Annotated in this window: 13 protein-coding genes; 7 read left to right on the forward strand and 6 right to left on the reverse strand. The window is 70.7% G+C overall.

Annotation, left to right across the window (positions count from 1 at the left end; translation table 11 throughout):
• The first annotated feature begins 78 nt into the window (after positions 1–78).
• The gene (locus HOW07_RS08945) at positions 79–1,470 is read left to right on the forward strand and encodes a glycine--tRNA ligase (RefSeq protein ID WP_175116700.1); all 1,392 of its coding nucleotides are present in this window, start codon (positions 79–81) and stop codon (positions 1,468–1,470) included.
• A gap of 252 nt (positions 1,471–1,722) precedes the next feature.
• Positions 1,723–2,721: a DMT family transporter gene (locus tag HOW07_RS19810; protein WP_121293036.1), complete on the forward strand. Its 999-nt coding sequence runs from the start codon at positions 1,723–1,725 to the stop codon at positions 2,719–2,721.
• Here the strand turns inward: HOW07_RS19810 and HOW07_RS08955 are convergent.
• Positions 2,718–3,461 carry a dienelactone hydrolase family protein gene (locus HOW07_RS08955; protein WP_071261472.1) on the reverse strand — a complete coding sequence of 248 codons (744 nt, stop codon included), beginning with the start codon at positions 3,459–3,461 and terminating at the stop codon, positions 2,718–2,720. The genes HOW07_RS19810 and HOW07_RS08955 overlap by 4 nt on opposite strands.
• Before the next feature lie 251 nt (positions 3,462–3,712).
• On the opposite strand from HOW07_RS08955, the gene HOW07_RS08960 reads away from it, so the two are divergent.
• From HOW07_RS08960 to HOW07_RS08980, 5 genes are read left to right on the forward strand one after another with little or no spacing between them, the layout of a single operon-like run.
• On the forward strand, positions 3,713–8,416 hold the full coding sequence (locus HOW07_RS08960; protein ID WP_175116701.1) for a type I polyketide synthase: 4,704 nt from the start codon (positions 3,713–3,715) through the stop codon (positions 8,414–8,416).
• Complete coding sequence (locus tag HOW07_RS08965; RefSeq protein WP_175116702.1) at positions 8,413–10,569, forward strand: MMPL family transporter; 2,157 nt, start codon at positions 8,413–8,415, stop codon at positions 10,567–10,569. The genes HOW07_RS08960 and HOW07_RS08965 overlap by 4 nt, the downstream gene beginning before the upstream one ends.
• Positions 10,570–11,577 carry a hypothetical protein gene (locus tag HOW07_RS08970; RefSeq protein WP_175116703.1) on the forward strand — a complete coding sequence of 336 codons (1,008 nt, stop codon included), beginning with the start codon at positions 10,570–10,572 and terminating at the stop codon, positions 11,575–11,577.
• On the forward strand, positions 11,570–12,289 hold the full coding sequence (locus HOW07_RS08975; RefSeq protein WP_175116704.1) for a 4'-phosphopantetheinyl transferase: 720 nt from the start codon (positions 11,570–11,572) through the stop codon (positions 12,287–12,289). The genes HOW07_RS08970 and HOW07_RS08975 overlap by 8 nt, the downstream gene beginning before the upstream one ends.
• Positions 12,290–12,307: 18 nt before the next feature.
• Positions 12,308–12,808 (forward strand): DUF2087 domain-containing protein, encoded by a 501-nt coding sequence (locus HOW07_RS08980; RefSeq protein WP_175116705.1) that lies wholly within the window; start codon positions 12,308–12,310, stop codon positions 12,806–12,808.
• Between the two features lie 233 nt (positions 12,809–13,041).
• Here HOW07_RS08980 and HOW07_RS08985 read toward each other — a convergent pair whose 3' ends face one another.
• From HOW07_RS08985 to HOW07_RS09005, 5 genes are all read right to left on the reverse strand, one after another.
• Positions 13,042–14,673 (reverse strand): beta-N-acetylhexosaminidase, encoded by a 1,632-nt coding sequence (locus HOW07_RS08985; protein WP_175116706.1) that lies wholly within the window; start codon positions 14,671–14,673, stop codon positions 13,042–13,044.
• Between the two features lie 115 nt (positions 14,674–14,788).
• Positions 14,789–15,139: a hypothetical protein gene (locus tag HOW07_RS08990; RefSeq protein WP_071261463.1), complete on the reverse strand. Its 351-nt coding sequence runs from the start codon at positions 15,137–15,139 to the stop codon at positions 14,789–14,791.
• Positions 15,140–15,485: 346 nt separating this feature from the next.
• On the reverse strand, positions 15,486–17,228 hold the full coding sequence (locus tag HOW07_RS08995) for a DUF5605 domain-containing protein (RefSeq protein WP_175116707.1): 1,743 nt from the start codon (positions 17,226–17,228) through the stop codon (positions 15,486–15,488).
• A gap of 89 nt (positions 17,229–17,317) precedes the next feature.
• Positions 17,318–20,146, reverse strand: a complete 2,829-nt coding sequence (locus HOW07_RS09000) for a family 78 glycoside hydrolase catalytic domain (protein ID WP_175116708.1) — start codon at positions 20,144–20,146, stop codon at positions 17,318–17,320.
• A complete protein-coding gene (locus HOW07_RS09005; RefSeq protein ID WP_175116709.1) occupies positions 20,143–22,620 on the reverse strand; it encodes a beta-glucosidase in 2,478 nt (825 codons plus the stop codon). The genes HOW07_RS09000 and HOW07_RS09005 overlap by 4 nt, the downstream gene beginning before the upstream one ends.
• Positions 22,621–22,781: the final 161 nt, after the last annotated feature.

The raw sequence follows: 22,781 nt of genomic DNA on the forward strand, positions 1-22,781 counted from the left end.
TTCCGGGAGCGGGCGCCAGCCAGGCGTCAGCACCGGAAGGTACCGCCGCGTGGCAAGCGGCACGGAGGATCCACACCCATGGCAGAGCAGTCCCATCTCGAGTCCGTCATCACCCTGGCCCAGCACCGCGGCTTCGTCTTCCCGTCGGGAGACATCTACGGCGGTACGCGGTCTGCGTGGGATTACGGGCCCCTGGGTGTCGAGCTCAAGGAGAACATCAAGCGCCAGTGGTGGAACGCGTTCGTGCGTGGCCGCGGCGACATGGTCGGTCTCGACTCCGCCGTCATCCTGCCCACCCCGGTCTGGGAGGCGTCCGGTCACGTCAAGGTCTTCAGCGACCCGCTGACCGAGTCGCTCATCACCCACAAGCGGTACCGGGCCGACCACCTGTTCGAGGCGTACGAGGCCGAGCACGGCCACCCGCCGGAGAACGGCCTCGCCGACATCCCCGACCCCGAGCACCCCTCCAAGGTCGGCCAGTGGACCGAGATCCGCCAGATGTCCGGCCTGCTGAAGACCTTCCTCGGCGTCGTCGACGACGAGTCTGGTCTCCACTACCTGCGTCCCGAGACCGCGCAGGGCATCTTCACGAACTTCGCGAACGTGCTGCAGACGGCCCGCAAGAAGCCGCCGTTCGGCATCGGCCAGATCGGCAAGGCGTTCCGCAACGAGATCACCCCCGGCAACTTCATCTTCCGCACCCGCGAGTTCGAGCAGATGGAGATCGAGTTCTTCGTCGAGCCCGGCACGGACGACGAATGGCAGCAGACCTGGATGGACCTCTGCTGGGCCTGGTTCATCGACCTCGGCATGACGCCCGACAACATCCGTTGGTTCGAGCACCCGCAGGAGAAGCTGGCGCACTACTCGAAGCGCACCGTGGACATCGAGTACAAGTTCGGCTTCGCCGGCAGCGAGTGGGGCGAGCTCATGGGTGTCGCGAACCGCACCGACTACGACCTCAAGGTGCACGCCGAGCAGTCCGGCAAGGACCTCAGCTATTTCGACCAGGCCAAGAACGAACGGTACATGCCGTACGTCATCGAGCCGTCGTTCGGTCTGACCCGTGCGCTCATGGCCTTCCTCGTCGACGCGTACGAGGAGCAGGAGCTGCCGCCGAACGCCAAGGGCAAGATCGAGAAGCGCACCGTGCTGCACCTCGACCCGCGTCTCGCGCCCGTCAAGGTCGCCGTGCTGCCACTGTCCCGCAATGCGGCGCTGTCGCCGCTCGCCCGCCGGATCGGCGACGAGCTGCGCGGCTCGTGGAACATCGACTTCGACGACTCGGGTGCGATCGGCCGCCGCTACCGTCGTCAGGACGAGATCGGTACTCCGTACTGCGTGACCGTCGACTTCGACTCCCTCGAGGACAACGCCGTGACGGTCCGCGACCGCGACAGCATGCAGCAGGAGCGCGTCGCCATCGACGAGCTGTACGCCTACCTCGCCACCCGCCTCAAGGGCGCCTAGGCCTCCGCCGCTTCACACGAACGCCCGCTCGCCCATTCTTGGGCGAGCGGGCGCTTCTTCGCCCAAAAACGGGCGAACGGACGCGATCGCGCACGTATCCACAACCTCCGACGATTTTGGAATTTCAGATTCCAGCGTTTGTAACATCGAACCCATGCGTGCGATCGACCACACCGTCGCTCCGCCGGACCTCGACCGCCTCGTCAACACAGTCGTCACCATGGGCGATCTCATCGCTGCCGGGGAGCGCGAGTGACTCGCGGCCCGGCCGCTCTCACGGGAGTGGCGTGGGCGGTGCTCGCCACCGCGCTCTGGGGCTCGACGTTCCTCGGTCCGGCGCTAGCCGAACCGGTCGGTCCACTGACACTCGTGTTCGGCAGGTACGCGGTGTTCGGCCTGCTGTCCATCGGCGTGCTGATCATGCGCAGGCGAGTGGCCTCGGCGATCGGCACTCGCAGGATCCTCGTCGCACTGCACCTTGGCGCGGTGGGCTATCTCGGGTTCTACCTCTGCTTCTCGCTCGCGGCCGACATCGGCGGCGGGGTCCTCGCGTCGATGGCGACGGGCGTCATGCCCGCAGCCGTCACGGTCGGCGCGAACCTCGTGCACCGAGAGACCCCGTGGCGCCGGCTCATCTGGCCGATCATGATCTCCACGGCCGGCCTCGTCGTCCTGAACTGGCAGCGCCCCGAGGCCGGCCCAGCGGTCGACGGAGCCGGGGCTGGGATGATCCCGGCGACCCTCCTGGCGCTTGCGGCCTGCTTGTTGTGGTCGTACTTCGTGGTCATGAACGGCGCGATCCTGCGCCGGAGCGGTGCGGGATCGGTTGACAGCACGTCATGGACCGCGCTGCTGGGCCTCGGAGCCTTTATCGCTTCGTTCGTCCTCCCGCCGCTGGCGGTGCTGCGCGGCGAGGTCTCGCTCCTGGACGTCGGCGAGGCTCAACTGATCCGCTTCCTCGTCTTGAGCGTCCTGCTGGCGACGTTCGGGTCGTGGTGCGCATCCTGGTGCTGGAACCGCGCCTCCGGGCGAGTCTCGACCGTGGTGCTCGGCCAGCTGATCGCACTGGAGACCCTGTTCGGAGCGGTCTTCAACCTGCTGCTCGAGCAGCGCCTGCCACACGTGACCGAGGCACTTGGTGCCGCTCTGGTGACCACCGGGGTGCTGCTCTGTGTCCGTTCGCCCATGCTTGGGCGAGCGGGCGTTTCTTCGCCCAAAAACGGGCGAATGGACGCGGATCGCTCGGGCTAGGCGTTTCCGAGTGAGGTGTCGAGGAACGCGAGCGTCTTCACCCAGGCGTCGGCGGCCGCGTCCTCGCGGTAGGTGATCGTGTTGGTGTCGTTGAAGAAGGCGTGACCGGCGTCGGGGTAGACGGTCGCGGTGAACTCGACCCGCGCGTCCTCCATCGTCGTGGTCAGCTCGGGCAGGCTCTTCATGAGGCCCTCGTCCTGGTCGCCGTAGAACGCGAGGACGGGGCAGGCGATGCTCGTCACGGCCTCGGGCTCGGGCGGGTAGCCGTAGAACGGGACGGCGGCGCGGATGCGGCGGTCGGCCGCGGCGAGCGCGAAGCTGTAGCCGCCGCCGAAGCAGAAGCCGACGACGGCGACGCGGCCGTCGATCCCCTCCTCGTCGAACAGGGCGTCGACGGCCTTCCCCAGGTACCCGAGCGCCTCCTCGGCGTACTCGGGCGACTTCGAGGCCGAGAGCTTCTCGCGCAGCTTCGGCTGTGCCGCGGTCCTCGTCGCCTCGTCACTGTTGAAGACGAGGCTCTCCAGCTCCGCACCGATCTCGGGCGTGACGCCGGCACCACTCAGGATGTCGGGCGCGATGACGAGGTACCCCTCCGCGGCGAAGCGGTCGGCGACGTCGGTGATGTGCGGGACGAGGCCCCAGATCTCGTGGATGAGCACGAGCCCGCCGCGGAGTTCGACGCCCTTCGGCGGGTCGGCGCGGTAGGCGGTGAGGCCCTTGGTCAGCGTGATGGTCGTCATATCGCCAGTGTTCCAGCCGACCCTCCGCTCCGGCTGGGGGTTGCGCTGCCTCGCGAGTTATCCACAGATTCTGGACGAGTATCCAAACTGATGTTTCAGATGACTACAGTCGGGCTGTGGCGTGCCCACGGGCCGGCTCTCCTCACCGCGAGGCGGCCCCGGGACCTCGACCCGCTCCGTCCGGAGTCGTCGACATGCCGACCTGCCCCCTCGTTCCATCCGCGATCAACACCCTCGGAGGTTCTCTCGTCGTGCCCGTTCGACCACTCGCCATCGTCGGCCTGTCCGCCCGCTTCGGTGGCGCGGCAGACGCCCACCAGTACTGGCACAACATCCTGGCGGCCCGACGCAGCGGCTCCGCCGTCCCCCGCTCGAGATGGGATCACGCCACCTTCTTCGCGCCGCACGACCCCAGAGCGGTGCATCACGCCTACTCCGACCAGGGTTCCTTCATCGACGACGTCGAGCAGTTCGCGGCGCGGCACTTCCGCATCCCGCCCAGCCGGGCGCACGCGATGGACCCGCAACATCGCCTGCTCCTCGAGGCTGCGCGAGCCGCCTGGATCGATGCCGGGTTCGAACGTCGTCGTGTCGACCGGTCGTCCGTCGGCGTGTTCGTCGGGATGGCCGCGAACGACTATCGAGAACTCACCTCCCTCCGCATCCGGGCGAAGCTCCTCGGCGACGACTCCATTCATCCCGAGCCCGCCGCAGCGGACCTCGGGGCGGCGCTGGCGGCGCGCGTCGCCGGCGTGCGTCCGTTCCACGCGTTCTCGATGCCCGGGTGCCTGCCGAACATGGGGCCGGCGCTGGTGAGCAGCACGCTCGACCTCGGCGGCCCGAGCTTCGCCGTCGACGCCGCGTGTTCCAGCAGCCTCGTCGCGCTGCACCAGGCGGTCGCCGCCATCCGATCCGGGCAGTGCTCGGCGGCGCTCGTCGGCGGCGTCAACCTGAGCCTCGTCCCGGATGCGATGGTCGCCTTCTCGCGGATCGGTGCACTGTCACGGAACGGGGTGTGCCGACCGTTCGACGGCGATGCCGACGGATTCCTCCTCGGCGAGGGCGTCGGCATGATCGTCGTCAAACCGCTCGAGGCCGCCATCGACGACCACGACGACGTCTACGCGGTCATCCGCGGCTCCGGAGTGTCCAACGACGGCCGGGCCGAAGGGCCGATGACGCCGACGACGGATGGACAGCTGGCGGCGCTCCGCCGGGCCTACGAGGACGCCGCGGCCGACCCCGCCGACCTGGGCGTCGTCGAGGCGCACGGCACGGCCACCCCGGTGGGCGACCGCACCGAGCTGGAATCGCTGGCGGCGCTGCGTCGTCTCGGGGCATCGCCGCACCGGACCGCCACGGTCACGGCCGTGAAGGCGCTCGTGGGGCACACGATGGCGGCGGCCGGGATCGCCGGCATCGTCAAAGCGGCACTCATGGCGAGGCATCGGGTCGTCCCCGGGCAGCCCCGCCTGCGTTCGGAGGCGCACACCGAGGTCCTCCGAGACGGCCGCCTGGCGCTCGCCTCCCGCACCATCGACCCGGGCGACGACGGTCTGGGCCTCATCGGCGTCAGCTCGTTCGGGTTCGGCGGCACCAACGCGCACGTGGTGCTCGAATCACCGCCGACGCGAGCAGGTCGAGTCCGTCGGCATGCTGCCGGGGGACCGGCCGACGAAACGCTCCCGCACCTCCTCGTGTTCTCGGCCGCCGACCTCACGCTGCTCGGCGAGCACCTTCGTGCGGTCCTCGCCGTCCTCGAGGCCGCCGACGCACCGTCCATCGCCGGACTCGCACGGACCCTGAGCTCTCGGGCGCTCGCGAGCACCCGTCTGGCGATCGTGTGCCGCACCGCCGCCGAGCTGATCTGCGGGCTGTCGGCCGCCTTGGAGCAGCTCGCCCACGGAACCACCGGGGTGATCTCCGCGGACGTCTGCACCGGGGTCCGTGTCGACGAGGCCGCTCGGCGGATCGCCTTCGTCTTCCCCGGGCAGGGCAGTCAGACCCCGCGGATGCAGTCGGACCTCCTCGATCGATTCCCCGCCTTCCGTGCAGCTGCCGAGACCCTGAACGAGCAGGTGCTCGAGGAGACCGGGGTCGATGTGCTCGCGGCGCTCTCCGCGGCCGACGCCGACACCCCCTCCGGAATCGACCGTCTGACGTCCACCGAGGTCTGCCAACCCGCGCTCGCGGTGACGGCGCTCGCCACCGTGGCGCTGTTGCGCGAGATCGGCGTGGAGCCCGACCTCGTCCTCGGGCACAGCGTCGGTGAGCTGCCCGCCATGGCGACGGCGGGCGTGCTCGATGCGCCCGACGCCGTGCGGCTGGCCGCGGTTCGAGGACACCACATGCGGTCGGCTACGACGCGGCCCGGCGACGGCATGACGGCCCTCGGCTGCGACGCCGAGCAGGTCGCAGCGCTCCTCAGCGGCATCGACGACGCGTGGATCGCGGCCGCCAATGATCCCCGGCAGACGGTGGTGAGTGGAACCGGCGAGGCCCTGCGAGCCGTCGCGGAACGGTGCGTCGAGCACGGGGTGTCGACTCAACCCCTGCGCGTCGCCGCCGGCTTCCACTCGCCCCTGCTCGAGCCGATCCGGCCGGCCCTCGTGGCGGACCTGTCGCGGTTCCGACCTCGCGCGCCGCAGGTGCAGCTCGTGTCGACCGTGACGGGCCGCACGGTCGAGACGGGCGAGGAGCTGGGTCGTCAGCTCGAGGAGAACGTCTTCTCCACGGTGCGGTTCCGCGAGGCGATCGAGTCGGCGTCCGCATCCGACGTCGGCGTCTACGTCCAGATCGGTGGAGGTTCGGCACTGCTCGGGTCCATCCGACGCTCCCTGGGCGATGCGCCCGACGTGCACGTCATCCCGAGCAGCGCGTCGGCGCCGGACGACGCGTCGACCTTCCTCCGACTGCTCGGTCGGCTGACGGTGCTGGGTGCCGACCTCGACCTGGCATCGCTCGTCCCACCGGACACCGCGGGTGTGGCGCTGCCGATCGCTCCGCTGCCGACCGAGCCGTACTGGGTCGTCCGACCGGACGCCTCCGACCCGACGAGCACACCTCGAGAACCCTCATCCGAGCCGCACCGACCACCCTCCCCCGTCGAACAGGATCCCCACTCCATGCACCACAACCCTCACGACCTGCCGTCCTCACCCCTCGCCGGACGACCGTCGGCAGGACCGCCGATCCAGCCGCGAGCCGCCGAGGCCCGGGCCGACCACCTGCCCGGACTGCTCGCCCTCATGAACCGCCAGCTGAGCCTCATCGAGGGTTCCGGGCAGGCCGGTCACGCGCCCGCGTCGACGAATCCGTTCCGCTGGTCGACGGAACCCGGCTCGCCGCAGGCGGAGGTGGTCGCACGGATGGGCCTCGCAGCCTCCCGGTCGCATCGTGCCGAATCCGACGCGGTCATCCTCGGCATGGTGTCGCGCATCAGCGGGTTCCCGCTGGACCTGATCCGGCCCGACATGCACCTCGTCGAACAGCTCGGATTCGATTCGCTGATGATGCGTGAGCTGATCACCCAGCTGCACACGGAGTGGCCATCGTTGCCGACCCCCGCGCAGCTCGGCGAGCGCTTCGCCGGACGGCCCACCGTGGAGCAGCTGCTGGACGGCGTCGGCTCCCTGCTGCACCCGTTCGCCGAGGAGCCGCAGCGCCGGCTCCCGCGGGTCGAGACGAACCCGGTGGCTGCCGCTTCCCCGGCGCCGGCCGACCGCCCGACCCGATGGACCGAGGCCGACGCCCGCATCGAGTGCTTCCCGGAGGCGGTCGCCATGCGGGAACGCCGGCAGCAGACGGACCGCAACCCCTACTTCCTGCTGCATGAGGGGATCATCGACGCGACGACGACGATCGGCGACGCCCAGCTCGTGAGCTTCTCGAGCTACAACTACCTCGGTGTCACCGGCCACCCCGTGGTCGCCGAGACGATCGCCGACGCCGTGGCCCGATACGGCAGCTCGGTGTCCGCCAGTCGGTTCCTGTCCGGTGAGCGCCCGATCCACGCCGAGCTCGAGCAGGAGCTCGCCGACCTCCTCCAGGTGGAGTCGGCGCTCACCCTGGTGAGCGGCCATGCGACGAACGTGAGCGTCATCGGGCACCTGGTGGAGCCGGGGGATCTCATCGTCCACGACAGCCTCGCGCACGACAGCATCATCCAGGGGGCGAAACTCTCCGGAGCCACCCGGCGGTCCTTCCCCCACAACGACCTGAGCGCGCTCGACGACCTCCTCGTCGCGATCCGCGACGGGTTCCGTCGAGTCCTCATCGTCGTGGAGGGCGTCTACAGCATGGACGGCGATCTCGTGCCGCTCCCGCAGCTCATCGAGCTGAAGCGGCGGCACGGCGCACTGGTGCTCGTCGATGAGGCGCACAGCATCGGAACGGTCGGCGCCAACGGCGGCGGGGTCGGCGAACACTTCGGTGTCGACCGCTCGGACATCGACCTCTGGTGCGGCACGATGTCGAAGTCGCTCGCCGGATGCGGCGGCTACGTCGGTGGCACCGCCGCCGCGATCGACTACCTCAAGTACTCCGTGCCCGGGTTCGTGTACAGCGTCGGCATCACCCCGGCGAACGCGGCCGCGTCACTCGCCGCCCTCCGGCTCATGCGCGACGAGCCCGAGCGCCTGAGCCGCCTGCGGCAGAACGCCGACCGCTTCCGCGAGACGGCTCGGGCCGCCGGCATCGACATCGGCGACAGCGCCGACTCGCCCGTCGTGCCGTGCATCGTCGGCAGCTCGGAACGGGCACTCGCCCTGGCGACGGCGCTCTTCGACCACGGCTTCAGCGTCAACCCGATCCTGTACCCGGCCGTGCCGGACGACCAGGCGCGGCTCCGCTTCTTCATCACCGCGGAGCACACCACCGAGCAGATCCAGCGGGTCGTGGACCTCACGGCATCCGAACTCAACCGCATCAACCACGACATGAAGGTATCCGCATGACGAACCACTCCAGAACGACACCCAGACGACGGGCGGTGATCACGCTCCTGATCGGCCTGGTGTTCGCGATCGTGGCGGGCATCGCGGGGGCCGACGTCCTCGACAACCTCAAGACGGGCGGGTTCGACGACCCGCAGTCCGACTCCGTGGCCGCAGCGGACGTGCTCGCCGACCGGTTCCCGGGCAGCGACCCGAAACTCCTCCTCGTCGTGGACGTCTCCGACGGACTCGACAGCGCCGCCGGCAGGGAGGCGCTCGACGACATCGTCGGTGCTGTGGACGACGTGGACGGCGCCAGCGTCACCGGCTCCTACGCCGACTCGGAGCAGCTGAGGAGCGGCACCGACCGCGGCGTCGTGCTCGTGGCGCTCGCCGGAGACGAGGACACCGTGCAACGCGCGACCACCGCGCTCCGCGGGACGATCACCGACGAGGTGACGTCGGCCACGGTCCGGTTCGGTGGCATCGCGGGGATCAACGACGACCTCAACGCGCAGGTCAAGACGGACATCATCGTCGCGGAGACGATCGCCATCCCGATCACCCTCGTGCTGCTGTTCTTCGCGTTCCGCGGAGTGGTGGCTGCTCTGCTGCCCGTCGGCGTCGCGGGCGTCACGATCCTCGGATCCCTCGGCCTGCTGAACGTGGTCGCACAGCTCACCTCGGTCTCCCTGTTCGCGGTCAACCTCGTCACCGCATTGGGCCTCGGACTCGCCATCGACTACTGCCTGCTGTTCCTCACCCGCTATCGGGACGAACGCTCGGGTGGAGCCACCGACGAGGAGGCGTTGCGGATCGCTCGGCGGATGACCGGCCGGACCATCGTGTTCAGCGGCGTCGTCGTCGCCGCAGCGCTCGCCACGCTGATGCTGTTCGACCAGTACTTCCTGCGCTCGTTCGCCATCGCGGGACTCGTCATCGTTGCCTGCTCCGTGGTGGGCGCGGTCGTCCTGCTGCCCGCAGCCCTCACCCTCCTGGGTCGCCGGATCGACTGGGGCCGACTGCGCTCCCGCCGCCCGGCCGGGGCCGAGGGCCGGTTCTGGTACCGGGTGGGCGACCACGCGTATCGCCGTCCGTGGTCGGGGGTGCCCGTGATCGCGCTGCTCATCGCCATGGCCGCGCCGTTCGCGCACGCCGAGTTCGGGGTGCCCGACGAACGAGTACTCCCCGCCGGCGCCGAGAGTCGTGTCGTGGCGGACATCATGCGGTCCGACTTCGACATCGCCGAGGCGGACGCCGTCTCCGTCGTCACCGAGGACTGGGCGGGGACGGCCCGCGAGCTCGACGAGTACGCCGCCGAACTCTCCTCGATCACGGGCGTCGAGGCCGTCACGACGTCGCTCGGCAGCTTCGTCGACGGACGCCTCGTGGCCCCGGCCGACGCGCGGACGGAGCAGCACTTCCGCGACGGTTCGGCGCTCTGGCTGCAGGTCGCGACCGACGTCGTCCCGTACTCGCCCGAGGGCTCGGAGCTCGTCCGCGACGTCCGTGCGGTGGACCCTGGAGCCGCCTCGACCGTCCTGGTCGGTGGCCTCGCGGCGCAGATGATCGACATCGGTGACTCCATCTCGGCGCGTCTGCCGTTCGCCGCCGCGGCCATCGCGCTCATGACGCTGATCATCCTCTTCCTGTTCACGGGGAGCGTGCTGCTCCCGATCAAGGCGCTGGTGCTGAACGTGGTCGGTCTGGTCGGCATCCTGGGCGTCATCGTGTTCCTCTTCCAGGACGGCAACCTGTCGGACGTGCTCGGCTTCACCCCGTCGCCCATCGCCATCTCGATCCCGATCCTGCTGTTCTGCATCGCCTTCGGGCTCTCGATGGACTACGAGGTGTTCCTCCTCGCTCGGATCCAGGAACGGTTCCGTGCCACGGGCGATCTCGCAGAGGCGGTGCGGAGCGGACTCGGCGCGAGCGGTCCGATCATCACGGCCGCAGCGGCGATCCTCGCGGTGTCGTTCTTCGCCATGGCGACCTCCGGAGTGTCGATCATCAAGATGCTCGGCATCGGAACCGGTATCGCGATCCTCATCGACGCCATCCTGATCCGCGGCGTGCTCGTCCCGGTCTTCATGCGCGTCGCCGGGCGGTACAACTGGTGGGCGCCGCGGTGGCTCGCGGCGATCCATCGCCGCATCGGGATCACGGAGGACTGAATGGACACGCGGTTCAGCGGCCTGTCGGCCGATGACGACCTCTCGGCGCTCGTGTCCGAGGCGGCTCGCGCGGCGAACGCCCACAACACGCAGCCGTGGGTCGTGGACCCTCAGGGCGACGAACTCGTCCTCCGCCGGGATCGCACTCGCACCCTCGGCGCGAGCGATCCGCGAGGACGCGACACGATGTTGTCGTTCGGGGCGTTCGTCGAGTCACTCCTCATCTGTGCGGCCTCCGCCGGTGTCGGACTGCGCTTCGAGGCTGCAACCGGCGGTGACGCGGAGACCGATGAGGTCGGCCGGTTCTCGCGCCACCCGGAGGGCTACCAGACGAGGTTCTCCTCGGCGGACGTCCGTGGACGACGCGTCTGGCGAGGGCCATGGCGGGACGGCGCGCCCGGACCGGACCTCCTCCAGGAAGCCGCGGTGGAGGCGGAGCGCAGGGGTTTCCGGCTCGTCTCCATGCCGACCCGGGACGCGCGCCCGATCCTCGTGCGCGCCAACCGGTGGTTCTTCGGCGAGCGGGCGATCGTCGCCGAGCTCGATCAGTGGACCAGGCTCTCACCAAGACATCCGCGGTACGACGAGGACGGCCTCAACGACGCGATGCTCGTGCTGTCGAAGGTCGAACGAGCCGGCCTGCGGACGCTGATCAGTCCGCGGGTGTTCCGCGCGCTTCGCGGCGTCGGGCTGCCCGGGTTGTTGGCGAGGATGTCGGCCTCCGCGACCCAGGGCTCCGGCACCGTCCTCGGTGTCGTCGGACCCACCGGGGCCCGGCATGAGCTGGCCGCGGGGCGACTGCTCACCCGGCTCTGGCTCGGCTTCCAGCGCCACGGCCTGTACGCGCACCCGCAGAGCGCGCCGCTCGATTGTCCGGAGACCCGGGCCATGCTCGACGAACGCTGGAACGTCGCCCGGGACGAGCAGCTCATCGCCTGGTTCCGGGTCGGCATCCCCGCCTCCGATCCCACGGCGCGCGCGGCGTCCCCGCGTCGCTCGGATGGCTGAATCCGCAGCCGCGGTGGTCGATGCGCTCCAAATGCAGGTGCCGACGGGCGTCGTCGTCTCGGCGTCCGTCGGCACCGCATCCGGGCCGTTCCGGGCCCGTCCGACCTCGGCTGGTCGTAGCGCCGAATCCGGCTCGGCGCGCGACTGCGCCAGGGCGGCACTCGCGATGCTCGGCCAGCGCTCCACGGACATCCCGACGGGGGAGGGCGGGCAACCGGTCTGGCCGGCCGGCTTCGTCGGGAGTCTCTCGCACTGCCCCGGTTTCACCATCGCAGCCGTCGGTCGCGTCGGCGTCGCGAGCGCCATCGGGATCGACGTCGAGGTGCACCGGCCCATCCGTCCCGCCGTCGCGGCGACGATCGTCTGCGGGAGTGAGGCGTCCATGCTCGCGCGACTCGCCTCGAGCCACCCGACCGTCGCGTGGAGCGCCGTGTTGTGGAGCGTCAAGGAGAGCGTCTTCAAGGCGTGGTACCCGCTCACCGGGCGATGGGTCGACTACACGGCATGTGAGGTCGTGATCCACCCGGATCGGGGCTCGTTCGATGCGCGGGTCGTCGCGCCGGCCGGCCCGACCACGCCGCGCACCTTCGCCGGCCGATGGTCGGTGGTGGGCACCCACCTCTGCAGCGTCGTCATCGTTCCGGTCTCGCGGCGACAGGACGGGGACCGGCTGATCCGGTCCACGCGGGTACCGTTGAGGACGATGTCGTAGACCGCAGGAGGAGGGGCCATGCCGGACGAGGAACGGACGAGGACCGACTGGCGCGCAGTGGCCGCCGCCCTCGCGAACGACGACACCCGGACGGTGTACGCACAACTCGCCCTCGGGCAGGAGCCCGATCTGGGCGCCACCCAGCGTGCTGTGCGACGGGCCGAGCAGAGCGTCCAGACGTTGTCTCGGGCGGGCCTGCTGGACGACGGCGGGCGCGTCTCGGGCGAGGTGTTCCGAGACCTGCTCGCAGCCGCCGCACCGCCGAAGCGCGAAGGAATCGACCGCTTCCTGGTCGACGGTCGGATCGTGCAGTACCCGTCGAATCCCGACGAGCGGCAGGCGCTGTTACAGCGGGTCGCGGCATCAGCGCTCCAGCCGTACGAGGTGGTCGACGAAGCTGAGATCAACGAGCGGTTGTCCGCGTTCCACGACGACGTCGCGGTACTTCGGCGGTACCTCGTGGACGCGCAGCTCGTCGAGCGCACGCGCTCGGGGACCGAGTACGCGCTCGTCACCTGAGTCAGCCGCCCTTCGACAGGCTCAGGGAGCGGCATGCGCGAGGTCGGACCTGTTCCGGTCACTGAGCTTGTCGACGTGCCCACGGGGGTCCTGCGGGGCTGCCATTCGACAGGCTCAGGGACCGGGAAGGGGGCTCAGGGACCGGGAAGGGGGCTCAGGGACCGGGGAGGGGGCTCAGGGACCGGGATGGGGGCTCGGGGACCAGGCGGGAGGCTCAAGGCCCGCCGCCGGCGTCAGGCGCGGATGTCCTTCGTGAGTTCGGCGACGAGAGCGGCCCGCTGCTCGCGGGTGGACGGCCGACCTTCGGCGTCGGGACGCTCCTGCCACGGGAACGGTCCAGTGGCGCGGCGATACTCGACCCCGAGGGCGTCGAGGCGGGCGAGGTGCTGCTGCAGCCGTGCCTCGAAGCCCGCGAGGTCGCGATCGCGGCCGACCCAGGCGACCTCGGCGAGGGCGCACAGTCGCGGATACGCCTGGTAGTCGATGACGCGGGCGGAGTCCATGTGCTCCGTCCAGATGTTCGCCTGCACCCCGATGATGTGCTCGGCCTGCGCCTCCGTCAGCTCCGCCGGCACCGGCTCGAAGGTGTACACCTCCGAGACCGTCAGTGGCGGCCCGACCGGGATCGGCTCACCCGGCAGCTCCGACTCGCGGTAGTCGAGGTAGACGCGGTCGTCCGGGCAGGCGATGACGTCGTACCCCTGGCGTGCGGCGGCGACCGCACCGAACTCGCCGCGCCAGGAGGCGACGGTCGCGTCCTTCGGCAATCCGCCGCCCTCGAGGATCTCGTCCCAGCCGTACAGGCGCCGGCCCGCGGCTGACAGGTGCGCCTCGAGCTGGCGGATGAACCACGCCTGCAGCGCTTCGACGGTGTCCAGCCCACGCTCGGCCATGAGGGCCTGCGTTCGAGCGCTCGCCGCCCAGCGGGTCTTCTTCGCCTCGTCGCCACCGACGCCGATGAAGGTCGACGGGAACAGCTCCATGACCTCGTCGAACACGGTGCGGAAGAACGCGACCGTCTCCTCGCCCATGTCGAGGATCGCCTCGTTGATGCCCCACCGTGTCCACACCGACGGCTCGTCCGCGTCCTGCGCCACGTCCGGCACACCCAGCTCGGGGTAGGCGGCGATGATCGCTCGCGCATGGCCGGGCAGGTCGATCTCGGGGACGACCGTGATGGACCGCTCTGCGGCGTAGGCGACGATCTCGCGCAGGTCGTCCTTCGTGTAGAAGCCGCCGTGCGGGCGGCCGTCGCCGGGAGCGTGCCGTGCTGCACCGTGCTGGCTCTCGGTCCGCCACCCGCCGACCTCGGTCAATTTCGGGAAGGCGTCGATCTGGATGCGCCAGCCTTGGTCGTCGGTGAGGTGGAAGTGGAGGACGTTGAGCTTGTGGCGTGCGGCGAGATCGATGAACCGCAGCACGTCGGACGTGGGGAGGAAGTGCCGTGCCACGTCGAGCATGACGCCGCGCCAGCCGAAGCGCGGGGCGTCGTCGATGGTCGTCGCCGGGACGGTCCAGTCGACGCCGGGGACGAGCGCACGGCGGTTGACCGCCGGTGGGAGGAGCTGGGTCAGGGTCACCGCACCCGAGAACGCACCGGAGGCGTCGGCGGCGACGATGCGCACACCGTCCGCGTCGACCACGAGCCGGTAGCCGCCGGCCGCGACGGTGTCGTCGTGGATGAACGCGATGCTGTCGGTCCGCATGTCGATCCGTGCGTCGAGGTCGAACCCGGTCGACGTCTGCAGCACCCCGCGCAACCAGCGGGTCGCGGCCGTGAAGCGGCGGTCACCGCCGAGCCCGGTCGTCTCGCTCAGCGTGAAGGCGCCGTCGTGCTGCTGGATGGACACGGGCAGTGGAAGCATCGGTGGTTCTCTCCTCGAGTGCTGTTGGGCCGTTCTCAGGACATCCGCGGCGCGGCTCGCCGGGAACCCGGTGACACGCCGGAGGACTCCTGAGAAAGGTTCCGGATGGTGGAGGTCAGGACGGGCGGTCGACGAGGGTGGTGAGGCGGTCGGCGATCAGCGTATCCGAGACGACGGTGAGCGGCGACTGACCGGCCTCGGCGGCGAGCTCGGCGATGCTGCGGCCGACGAGCTCGCGGAGGTCGGGGTGCGACACCTGCGCGATGCGCACAGCGGACCAGTCGACGCGCTCGTCGAACGGCGGCTCGGCGAAGGCCCGTTCGAGTTCGTCGACGACGGCGTCGTCACGGAGGCGGTCGATGACGGCGTCGCCGCCACCGCCGGTCACCCAGGTGGGCAGCAGGGCGGTGAGGGCGGTGCCGCGGAGGACGCCGTCGAGCAGGATGGTGCCGGTGCCGTGATCCATGGGCCGCTCTCCAGTCGTCGGGCGATTGCGCATGTTGCAACGGGGGTTGCGTCAATGCCCGACAACTGTAAAGGGTCCGAACAAACGTGTCAACGGTGTGGAGACGGTGTGGCGGGGCGGGTTGCTCGGCACTTCGACAGGCTCAGTGACCGGGGATGGCGGCTCAGTGACCGGGGAGTGTGGCTCAGTGACCGGGGGAGGGTGGCTCAGCACTTCGACAGCTCAGTGACCGGGGGGAGTGTGGCTCAGCACTTCGACAGGCTCAGTGACCGGGGAGGGGGGGCTCAGTGACCGGGGGAAGTAGCTTGGTGACCGGGGGAGGGCCTCGGCTCCGCGGTCGGGGCGCCTACTCCACGAGGCGGAGGCGGACCGCCATGAACTGGCGACCGGGCAGGTCGACCCGGACGGTACCGGTGTGGGTGCCGGGGAGGGTCTCGACCGTCATGTTCCAGGTGTCGAGCACGTCGACGTGGAACTCGCCCTCGGGGAGGAAGACGTTGCGGAACCGCGGCCGGTTGAAGCCGAAGTAGCCGATGACGTAGCGGCCGGCCACCCCGCCCCACGGCACGTCCCAGTCGCCGGGCAGCGGGTCGAGGACGCCCGTCGGGGACTCCGCCGAGATGCGCTCCAGGAACGCGACGCGGTCGGGACTCGAACCGATGAGCGGCCCGCCCTTCGACCAGAACAGCTCCTCCCGGTCGTTGAGGTAGGTCTCGCCGTGGCCGACGTAGCCGCCGCGGATCGCACCCTCCCAGAACCGTCGCACCATCTCCTCGCCGGTGATGTTGCCCCAGCCCTGGTCGATGTCGCCCTCGTAGGCGCACTCGTCGATGACGATCGGCTTGCCCCACTGCTCGCGCCAGGCGTCGGTGTTCTCCGCGGTCCGGTAGACGTCGACGCGCTGCACGCTGCAGTGCGTGATCCACGGCTTGGTGTAGTCGTAGAACCCCTGGCAGTTGTGGATGGAGTTGAGGTGGCCGTGAGGGTCCTCCGCGCCGACGACCGCCGCGAGCCGCTCCCAGTCGTCGTTCGTCTTCGCCCAGAGCAGGTCGTACTCGTTCGCCATGGACCACCACACGTTCGCGAACGCGGCGAGCCGGCGGACGGCGTAGCGGAGGTACCGTTCGTCGACGGCCGGACCGAGGTCCGCGAAGCCCCAGCGGTCGTAGGCGTGGAAGAGGATGAGGTCCGCTTCGATGCCGAGCGCGCCGAGCTGGGTGATGCGCCGCTCGAGGTTCGCCCAGTACGCCGGGTCGAACCGCTGGTGGTCGAACCCGTCGGCGAGCGAGCCGACGAAGGGGAACGTCTCCGGCTCGTTCGCGTTGTAGAGGTACGACTTCGGGAACACGCACATGCGGATCTTCGTGAACGGTGCGGCCTCCAGAGCGCGCAGCGTCTGCTCCTGCAGTTCCTCGGGCTGGTGCGTCCAGGCGTAGGCGGTCGTGCCGAGCGGGCGGTGGCGGGTGCCGTCCGCGTGGGCGAAGTGGTAGCCGTCGACGCGCACCGGTCCGTGGCTGTCCGTCGCCGCGGCCGACACGGTGAACATGCCGGCGACGCCGTCGAGCGAGCGGGCGGTCGAGCTCGTGGTGAACGACCACTCGCCCTGCTCCTCGGCGAGCAGCCGCACCAGGTACCGTCCGTCGCCGTCGTAGAACCCGCCGACGGTGAGCTCGCGTGCACCGTTCGTGAACGTCGCGCCGAGTTCCACGTCGACGAACGGGTTGCCGTGCGACGGCCCGTCCAGCCGGATCTCCACGACGCCGTACTGCGGGACGTCGCCGGGGACCGTCAGGGTCGCCGAGCCGCGCGGGACGTCCTGGCTCTCGTAGTCGGGAGCGGGCTCGATCGCGGCGCCGTAGGGTGCGCGGGCCTCGGGACCGTCGTCGACCTGTGCGAGCGCCGCCCAGAGACGATCCTTCGCCGCGTCGTCCTGCAGTTCCGGCACGATCGCCGACAGCTGCCCGAGACGGATGCTGCGGAACTGTTTGGCCATCGGCGACGCGGCGATGCCGGGCAGGAACTGCTCGAGGACGGTGCGACCCGCCGGGCTCTCGATGACGTCTCCGAAGGCGGAACTGCGGTCGAACATGGATCTCCTGTGATCGGCCGAGCGGGTCGGCGGCGGGTGCTACTGGTGCAGGCGGTGCGAGTGTTGCACGTGGAACGGTCGAGTGGGGGTTATCGCGCAACTCCTGGTGCCGGAGTGGCTGCAGCCAGCGCCGCGTCCACCTCGTCGAGCATCGACGGCGGCGTGAACATGAGGAGCTGACGGACGGTCCGACCACGACTCCACTGGGTGCCGCGGCGGATGTCGTCGGCCTTGGCCTGATCGTGGGCACCCACCGAGCGCAGGAGGGCGTCGTACGCGGCCGGTCGGTCGATGATCTCGGAGAGCGGCGAGTCGAGGCCGAGCGTGATGTCGTCATCGGCACTCGAGCCGGCGTCCGTGACCTCGACCGTCCAGTCGTGACGACCGGACCCGGCCGTCTCCTCCGGGGCACCCGGCAACGCGACCGTCGCCGTCGTGTTCGGCGGCACGACCGCCGACACGCGGAGTGAGGACCCATCGCGTCGCCACGCCACCGACGCCTCGCCGTAGGGCGTGACATGTCGGGCTTCGGCGTGGTCGAGCCCGTCGATCGGCCGCGGCGCGATCCGCAGTTCACGGTAGCCGGGAGCCGCGGGCGCGAGGCCGGCCACGGTGCGGTGCAGCCAGTCGGCGACGGCACCGAGCGCGTAGTGGTTGAACGAGGTCATCTCGCCCGGGTTGACCGAGCCGTCCTCGAGCAGGCTGTCCCAGCGCTCCCAGATCGTGGTCGCGCCCTTGGTGACGGGCGAGAGCCAGGAGGGGTTCTCGGTCTGGAGCATGAGGCGGCCGGCCGCGCGGAGGTGTCCGCCGTCGGCGAGTGCGTCGGTGATGAGCGGCGTCCCCACGAAACCGGTGCCGATGCGGTAGCCGTCGGCGCGGACGAGGTCGGCCAGGCGGTCCGCGAGGCGTTGTCGGACGGTGGGATCGTCGACGAGGTCGAACCGCAGGGCGAGGGCGTACGCGGTCGGCGCGTCGGACATCATCCGGCCGCCGGGCGTCACGTACTCGGCGGCGAAGGCCGCCCGACTCCGCTCTGCCAGGTCGCCGTACCGCTCGGCGTCCGCCGTCTCCCCGAGGAGCCCGGCGGTGTCGGCGAGGATCCGGAGGGACCGCGCGTGATAGGCGCTCGCGACGATGTCCGAGTCGACCCTGGCCTTCGCCGGCTGGTCCGGCGGCGCGCTCGGGTCGAGCCAATCGCCGAGCTGGAAGGTGTTCGACCAGAGACCGTCGGTGCTCACCCGGAGGACGGCCTCCACCCAGGAGCGCATCGACGGGTACTGCTCGCGCAGGACACCGAGGTCGCCGTAGCGCTCGTGGAGCACCCACGGCACGACGGTCGCCGCGTCGCCCCAGGCCGCGGTCGGACCGCCACCGGCGAAGCCGGACAGCGCGGCCGGGACCACCATCGGGACGACACCGTCCTGGTGTCCCTGTTCGAGCGCGAGGTCGCGCAGCCAGGAGTCAAGGAAGGCGGAGCTGTCGTAGAGGAAGCTCGCGGTCGGGGCGAAGACCTGCAGGTCACCGGTCCAGCCGAGTCGTTCGTCGCGCTGCGGGCAGTCGGTCGGGATGCTCAGGAAGTTGCCGCGCATGCCCCAGACGACGTTCTCGTGGAGGCGGTCGAGCAGCTCGTGCGAGGAGGAGAACCAACCCGTGCGCGTGAGGTCGCTGTGGAGGACGACGGCGGTGACCGACGCCGGGTCGAACGCGCCCGGCCAGCCGTCGATCTGCGCGTAGCGGAAGCCGTGGAAGGTGAAGCGCGGCTCGATCGTCTGCTCGCCGTCGCCCGAGAGCGTGACGTGGTCGGTGGCCGCGGCGTTGCGGAGGGGGCGCAGGGCGAGTTCGCCCTCGTCGAGGACCTCCGCGTGCCGGAGCGTGAGCGTCGTGCCCCGCGGGCCGGCGACGGTGAGCCGGAGGCGGCCGACGAGGTTCTGGCCGAAGTCGAGGATGGTCGCGCCCGACGGCGAGGTGAGCACCTCCGCCACTGCGCGCTCCTCGATGCGACGGACGGGCGCGGCGATGCGGGCCTCCGGCACCGGGTGCGCAGCGTCGTCGACGAGGGCCGGGGCCCAGGTGGACGCGTCGGACGCCGTCGTCGACCAGCCGGGTTCGGCCAGGGTGGTGTCGATCGCCTCGCCGGCGTAGATGCCGCTGTCGACGAGCTCGGCACCGTCGGCCGCCGACCAGCTCGCATCGGTGACGAGCGTCTCCGTCGTCCCGTCGAGGTAGTCGAGCTGCAGCTGGGCGGCGAAGCGTGGCTGGTCGCCGTAGATCCGCTCGGCGAACTGGAAGAACCCGTAGCGCTCGGTGTACCAGGCACCGGCGACGGTCGCGGCGAGGACGTTCTCGCCCGGCTCGACGAGCGCGGTGACGTCGACGGTCTCGTGCACGAGGCGGTCGCCGTAGGCGGTCCAGCCGGGGGAGAGCACGTCCTCCGAGGCGGGAACCCCGTTGAGCTGTGGCTCGGCGGCACCGAGCGCGGTCCAGAACAGCCGGGCGCGACGGACGGGCCGGTCGACGGTGAACGCGCGGCGCACCCGGATCGGTTGCGCAGCACGCTCGGGTGCCGCGAGACCGATGAAGCTGGCGGTCCAGGCGCCGCCGGCGAGGAACGCGGCTTCGACGTCGATCGGCTCGCTCCAGGGTGTCTCCTCGCCCGCGGTCGACGCGGCACGGACCTCGACGGTGCGCACCTCGTCCGGGGCGAGCGGCGGGAACGGCCAGGAGACGAGGACGGAGTCGCGGCCCTCGACGCGCGCCGTGGCACCACTGCCGTCCCGGAGCTCGGCCCAGGCCTGCACCCAGTCGGCGCCCGACGTCTCGACGGTCCAGCTCAACCGAGGCGTCGGTGTCGCGACCGCGGGACTGTCGTCACGGGTCTCCGCACGCAGACGGCCGATCCGCGCGACGTGCGCGGTCATCGGGAGGTCCCTGCCGCAATGGTGACGACGTGCTCGTCCACGAGGTCGACGACGGACGATCCGATCCGGAGGGTGACGTCACCTGGCTCGACCTGCCAGCCGTCCGCCCAGTGGGCGAAGACCCGCGCAGGCAGGGCGACCTCCCAGGCGACCGATTCGCCGGCGCCCGCGCGGACGACGGCCGATCCGACGAGCCAGCGCACAGGGCGGTCGACCGAGGAGTCCGGTCGCTCCGCGAACACCTGCACGACGTGCTTGCCGGCGCGGTCACCGGTGTTCGTCGCGGTCCCGGAGACGCGGGCGTCACCGGAGGCGACGTCACCCGCGACCTCGCCACCGTCGATGGACCAGCTCGTGTACCCGAGCCCGTGCCCGAACCAGTAGGCGGGCGTGGCACCCGAGCGGAGCCATGCGCGGTAGCCGATGTGGATGCCCTCCTCGTAGCGGAGCACGCCGTCCACCGGGGTGACGTCGAGCACCGGGACGTCGTCGAGCGCTGCAGCCCAGGTGGTGCTCAGGCGACCACCGGGTTCGGCGACGCCGAGGAGCACGTCGGCCAGGGCGTTGCCCATCTCCTGCCCGCCGAACCAGCCGAGGAGCACGGCGGCGACCTCGTCGCTCCAGGGGAGCAGGACCGGGGCGCCGGAGTTGACGATCACGACGGTGCGTGGGTTCACGGCGGCGACGGCCCGGACGAGCTCGTCCTGACGGCCGGGGAGTGTGAGGCCACTGCGGTCCCAACCCTCCGACTCGACCTTCGAGTTCGTGCCGACGACCACGACGGCGACATCGGCCTCGCGGGCCGCCTCGACCGCCTGGGCGATGAGGGCGTCGGGGTCGGAGTCGTCGGGAGCGCGACCGACGGTGACGCTGATCGCGCCGAGACCGTTCTCGCTCGGGGAGAGGTCGAACTCCGCGCGGAGCTGGACCGGGACGTCGGACTGGGCGGCGAACGCACCCGTCGCCGACGGCGGGGCGAGCAGCGCCGCGCCGAGATCGTTCCCGACGACCACGGGCTGCTCGTCGACGAGGAGGACGCCGTCGACGAAGAGCCGGCCGTGGAGCCCCGTGGCGAAGCCGAGGCGCAGCTGCTCGGTGGCGTCGGGCGTGTACGTGGTGGTGAGGACGAGCTGCGACGCCGTGGTGACCGGGGCGTCGCCGCCGAACCAGACGAGCGCGGTGGATCGGCGGTCCTCGGTGAAGAGCTCTGCACCGTCGGCGTCGAGGAACGTGGCGACGAGACCGGGGTCACCCGTGCGCGGGTTGGTGAGGCGCTCGAGCGGGAGTTCTGCGACACCCTCCTGCACGATCGCGCCGACGGCGTAGTCGATCGTCGCCTCGGGGAGTGCGAGTCGCAGTCCCTCGAGTGGGCTGACGGTGTGCTCGGGGAGGACCGTCGCACTGCCACCGCCCTGGGTGCGGGAGTCGCGGGCATTGTGCCCGATGACGGCGACGCGGGTGAGCGTGGCCGCGTCGAGGGGCAGGGTGCCGTCGTTGTCGAGCAACACGACGCCCTCGGTCTCGGCCTCGCGGGAGAAGGCGACCCCGTCGACCGGGGCCGGCGCCAGCGCCTCGTCACCGAGTGCGCCGACGCGGACCGCGAGGGCGAGGAGTCGGGCGACCTTACGGTCGACGTCGGATTCGGCGACGCGTCCGTCGCGGACGGCCTCGACGAGTGCCGCGCTCCATGCGGGAGCAGGACCGGGCATGGCGAGATCCTGCGACGCCGGCGCCGAGCCGAGGCTGCGGACGCCGGTCCAGTCGCTGACGACGACGCCGTCGAAGCCCCACTCCGAGTTGAGCGGCGTCTCCAGCAGGTCGTTCTCGCTCATCGTGACGCCGTCGACGGAGTTGTAGGCGCTCATGATCGCCCAGGTGCCGGCCTCGGTCACCGTGCGCTCGAACGGCGCGAGGTAGAGCTCGCGGAGGGCGCGCTCGCTCGCGTGCACGTCGACCGTGAAGCGGTCGGTCTCGGAGTCGTTGGCGACGTAGTGCTTCGGGGTCGCGGCGACGCCGTTGTCCTGCAGGCCGCTGACGTAGGCGGCCGCGAGCGAACCGGTGAGTTCCGGGTCCTCGCTGAACGCCTCGAAGTGCCGCCCGCCGAGCGGTGAGCGGTGGAGGTTGATGGTCGGGCCGAGGACGACGTCGACACCCTTGCGGCGGGCCTCGGCCGCCGCGACGGCGCCGTATCGGTAGGCGAGCGACGGGTCCCAGGAGGATGCCAGCGCGGTCGCCGACGGGAGGTTGATCGACGGCGAGCGCTCGTCCCACAGCGGACCGCGGACGCCGGCCGGGCCGTCGGACAGGACCATGGCGCGCAGGCCGATCTTCTCGAGCGGGACCGTGGTCCAGAAGTCGGCGCCGGAGACGAGTGCGACCTTCTCCTCGAGGTCGAGCCGGGCGACGAGGGCGTCGATCGCCGCGGTGTCGACGGGCTTCGTGACGGCGGCGTGCCGGGGAGTGGTGATGGTCATGCGGTGTGGGTCCGTTCTGGGGTGGCCCTTCGACAAGCTCAGGGACCGGTTGTGGGGTCTCGGGGACCGGTTGTGGGTCTCGGGGACCGGATGGTTGTCCTTCGACAAGCTCAGGACCGATGGTGCGCCCGGCCGGCCAGGTTCCTGGCCCCGGCCGACCG

Source organism: Plantibacter sp. MCCC 1A11337, assembly GCF_013349365.1.
In the GTDB taxonomy this organism is placed as follows: domain Bacteria; phylum Actinomycetota; class Actinomycetes; order Actinomycetales; family Microbacteriaceae; genus Plantibacter; species Plantibacter flavus_A.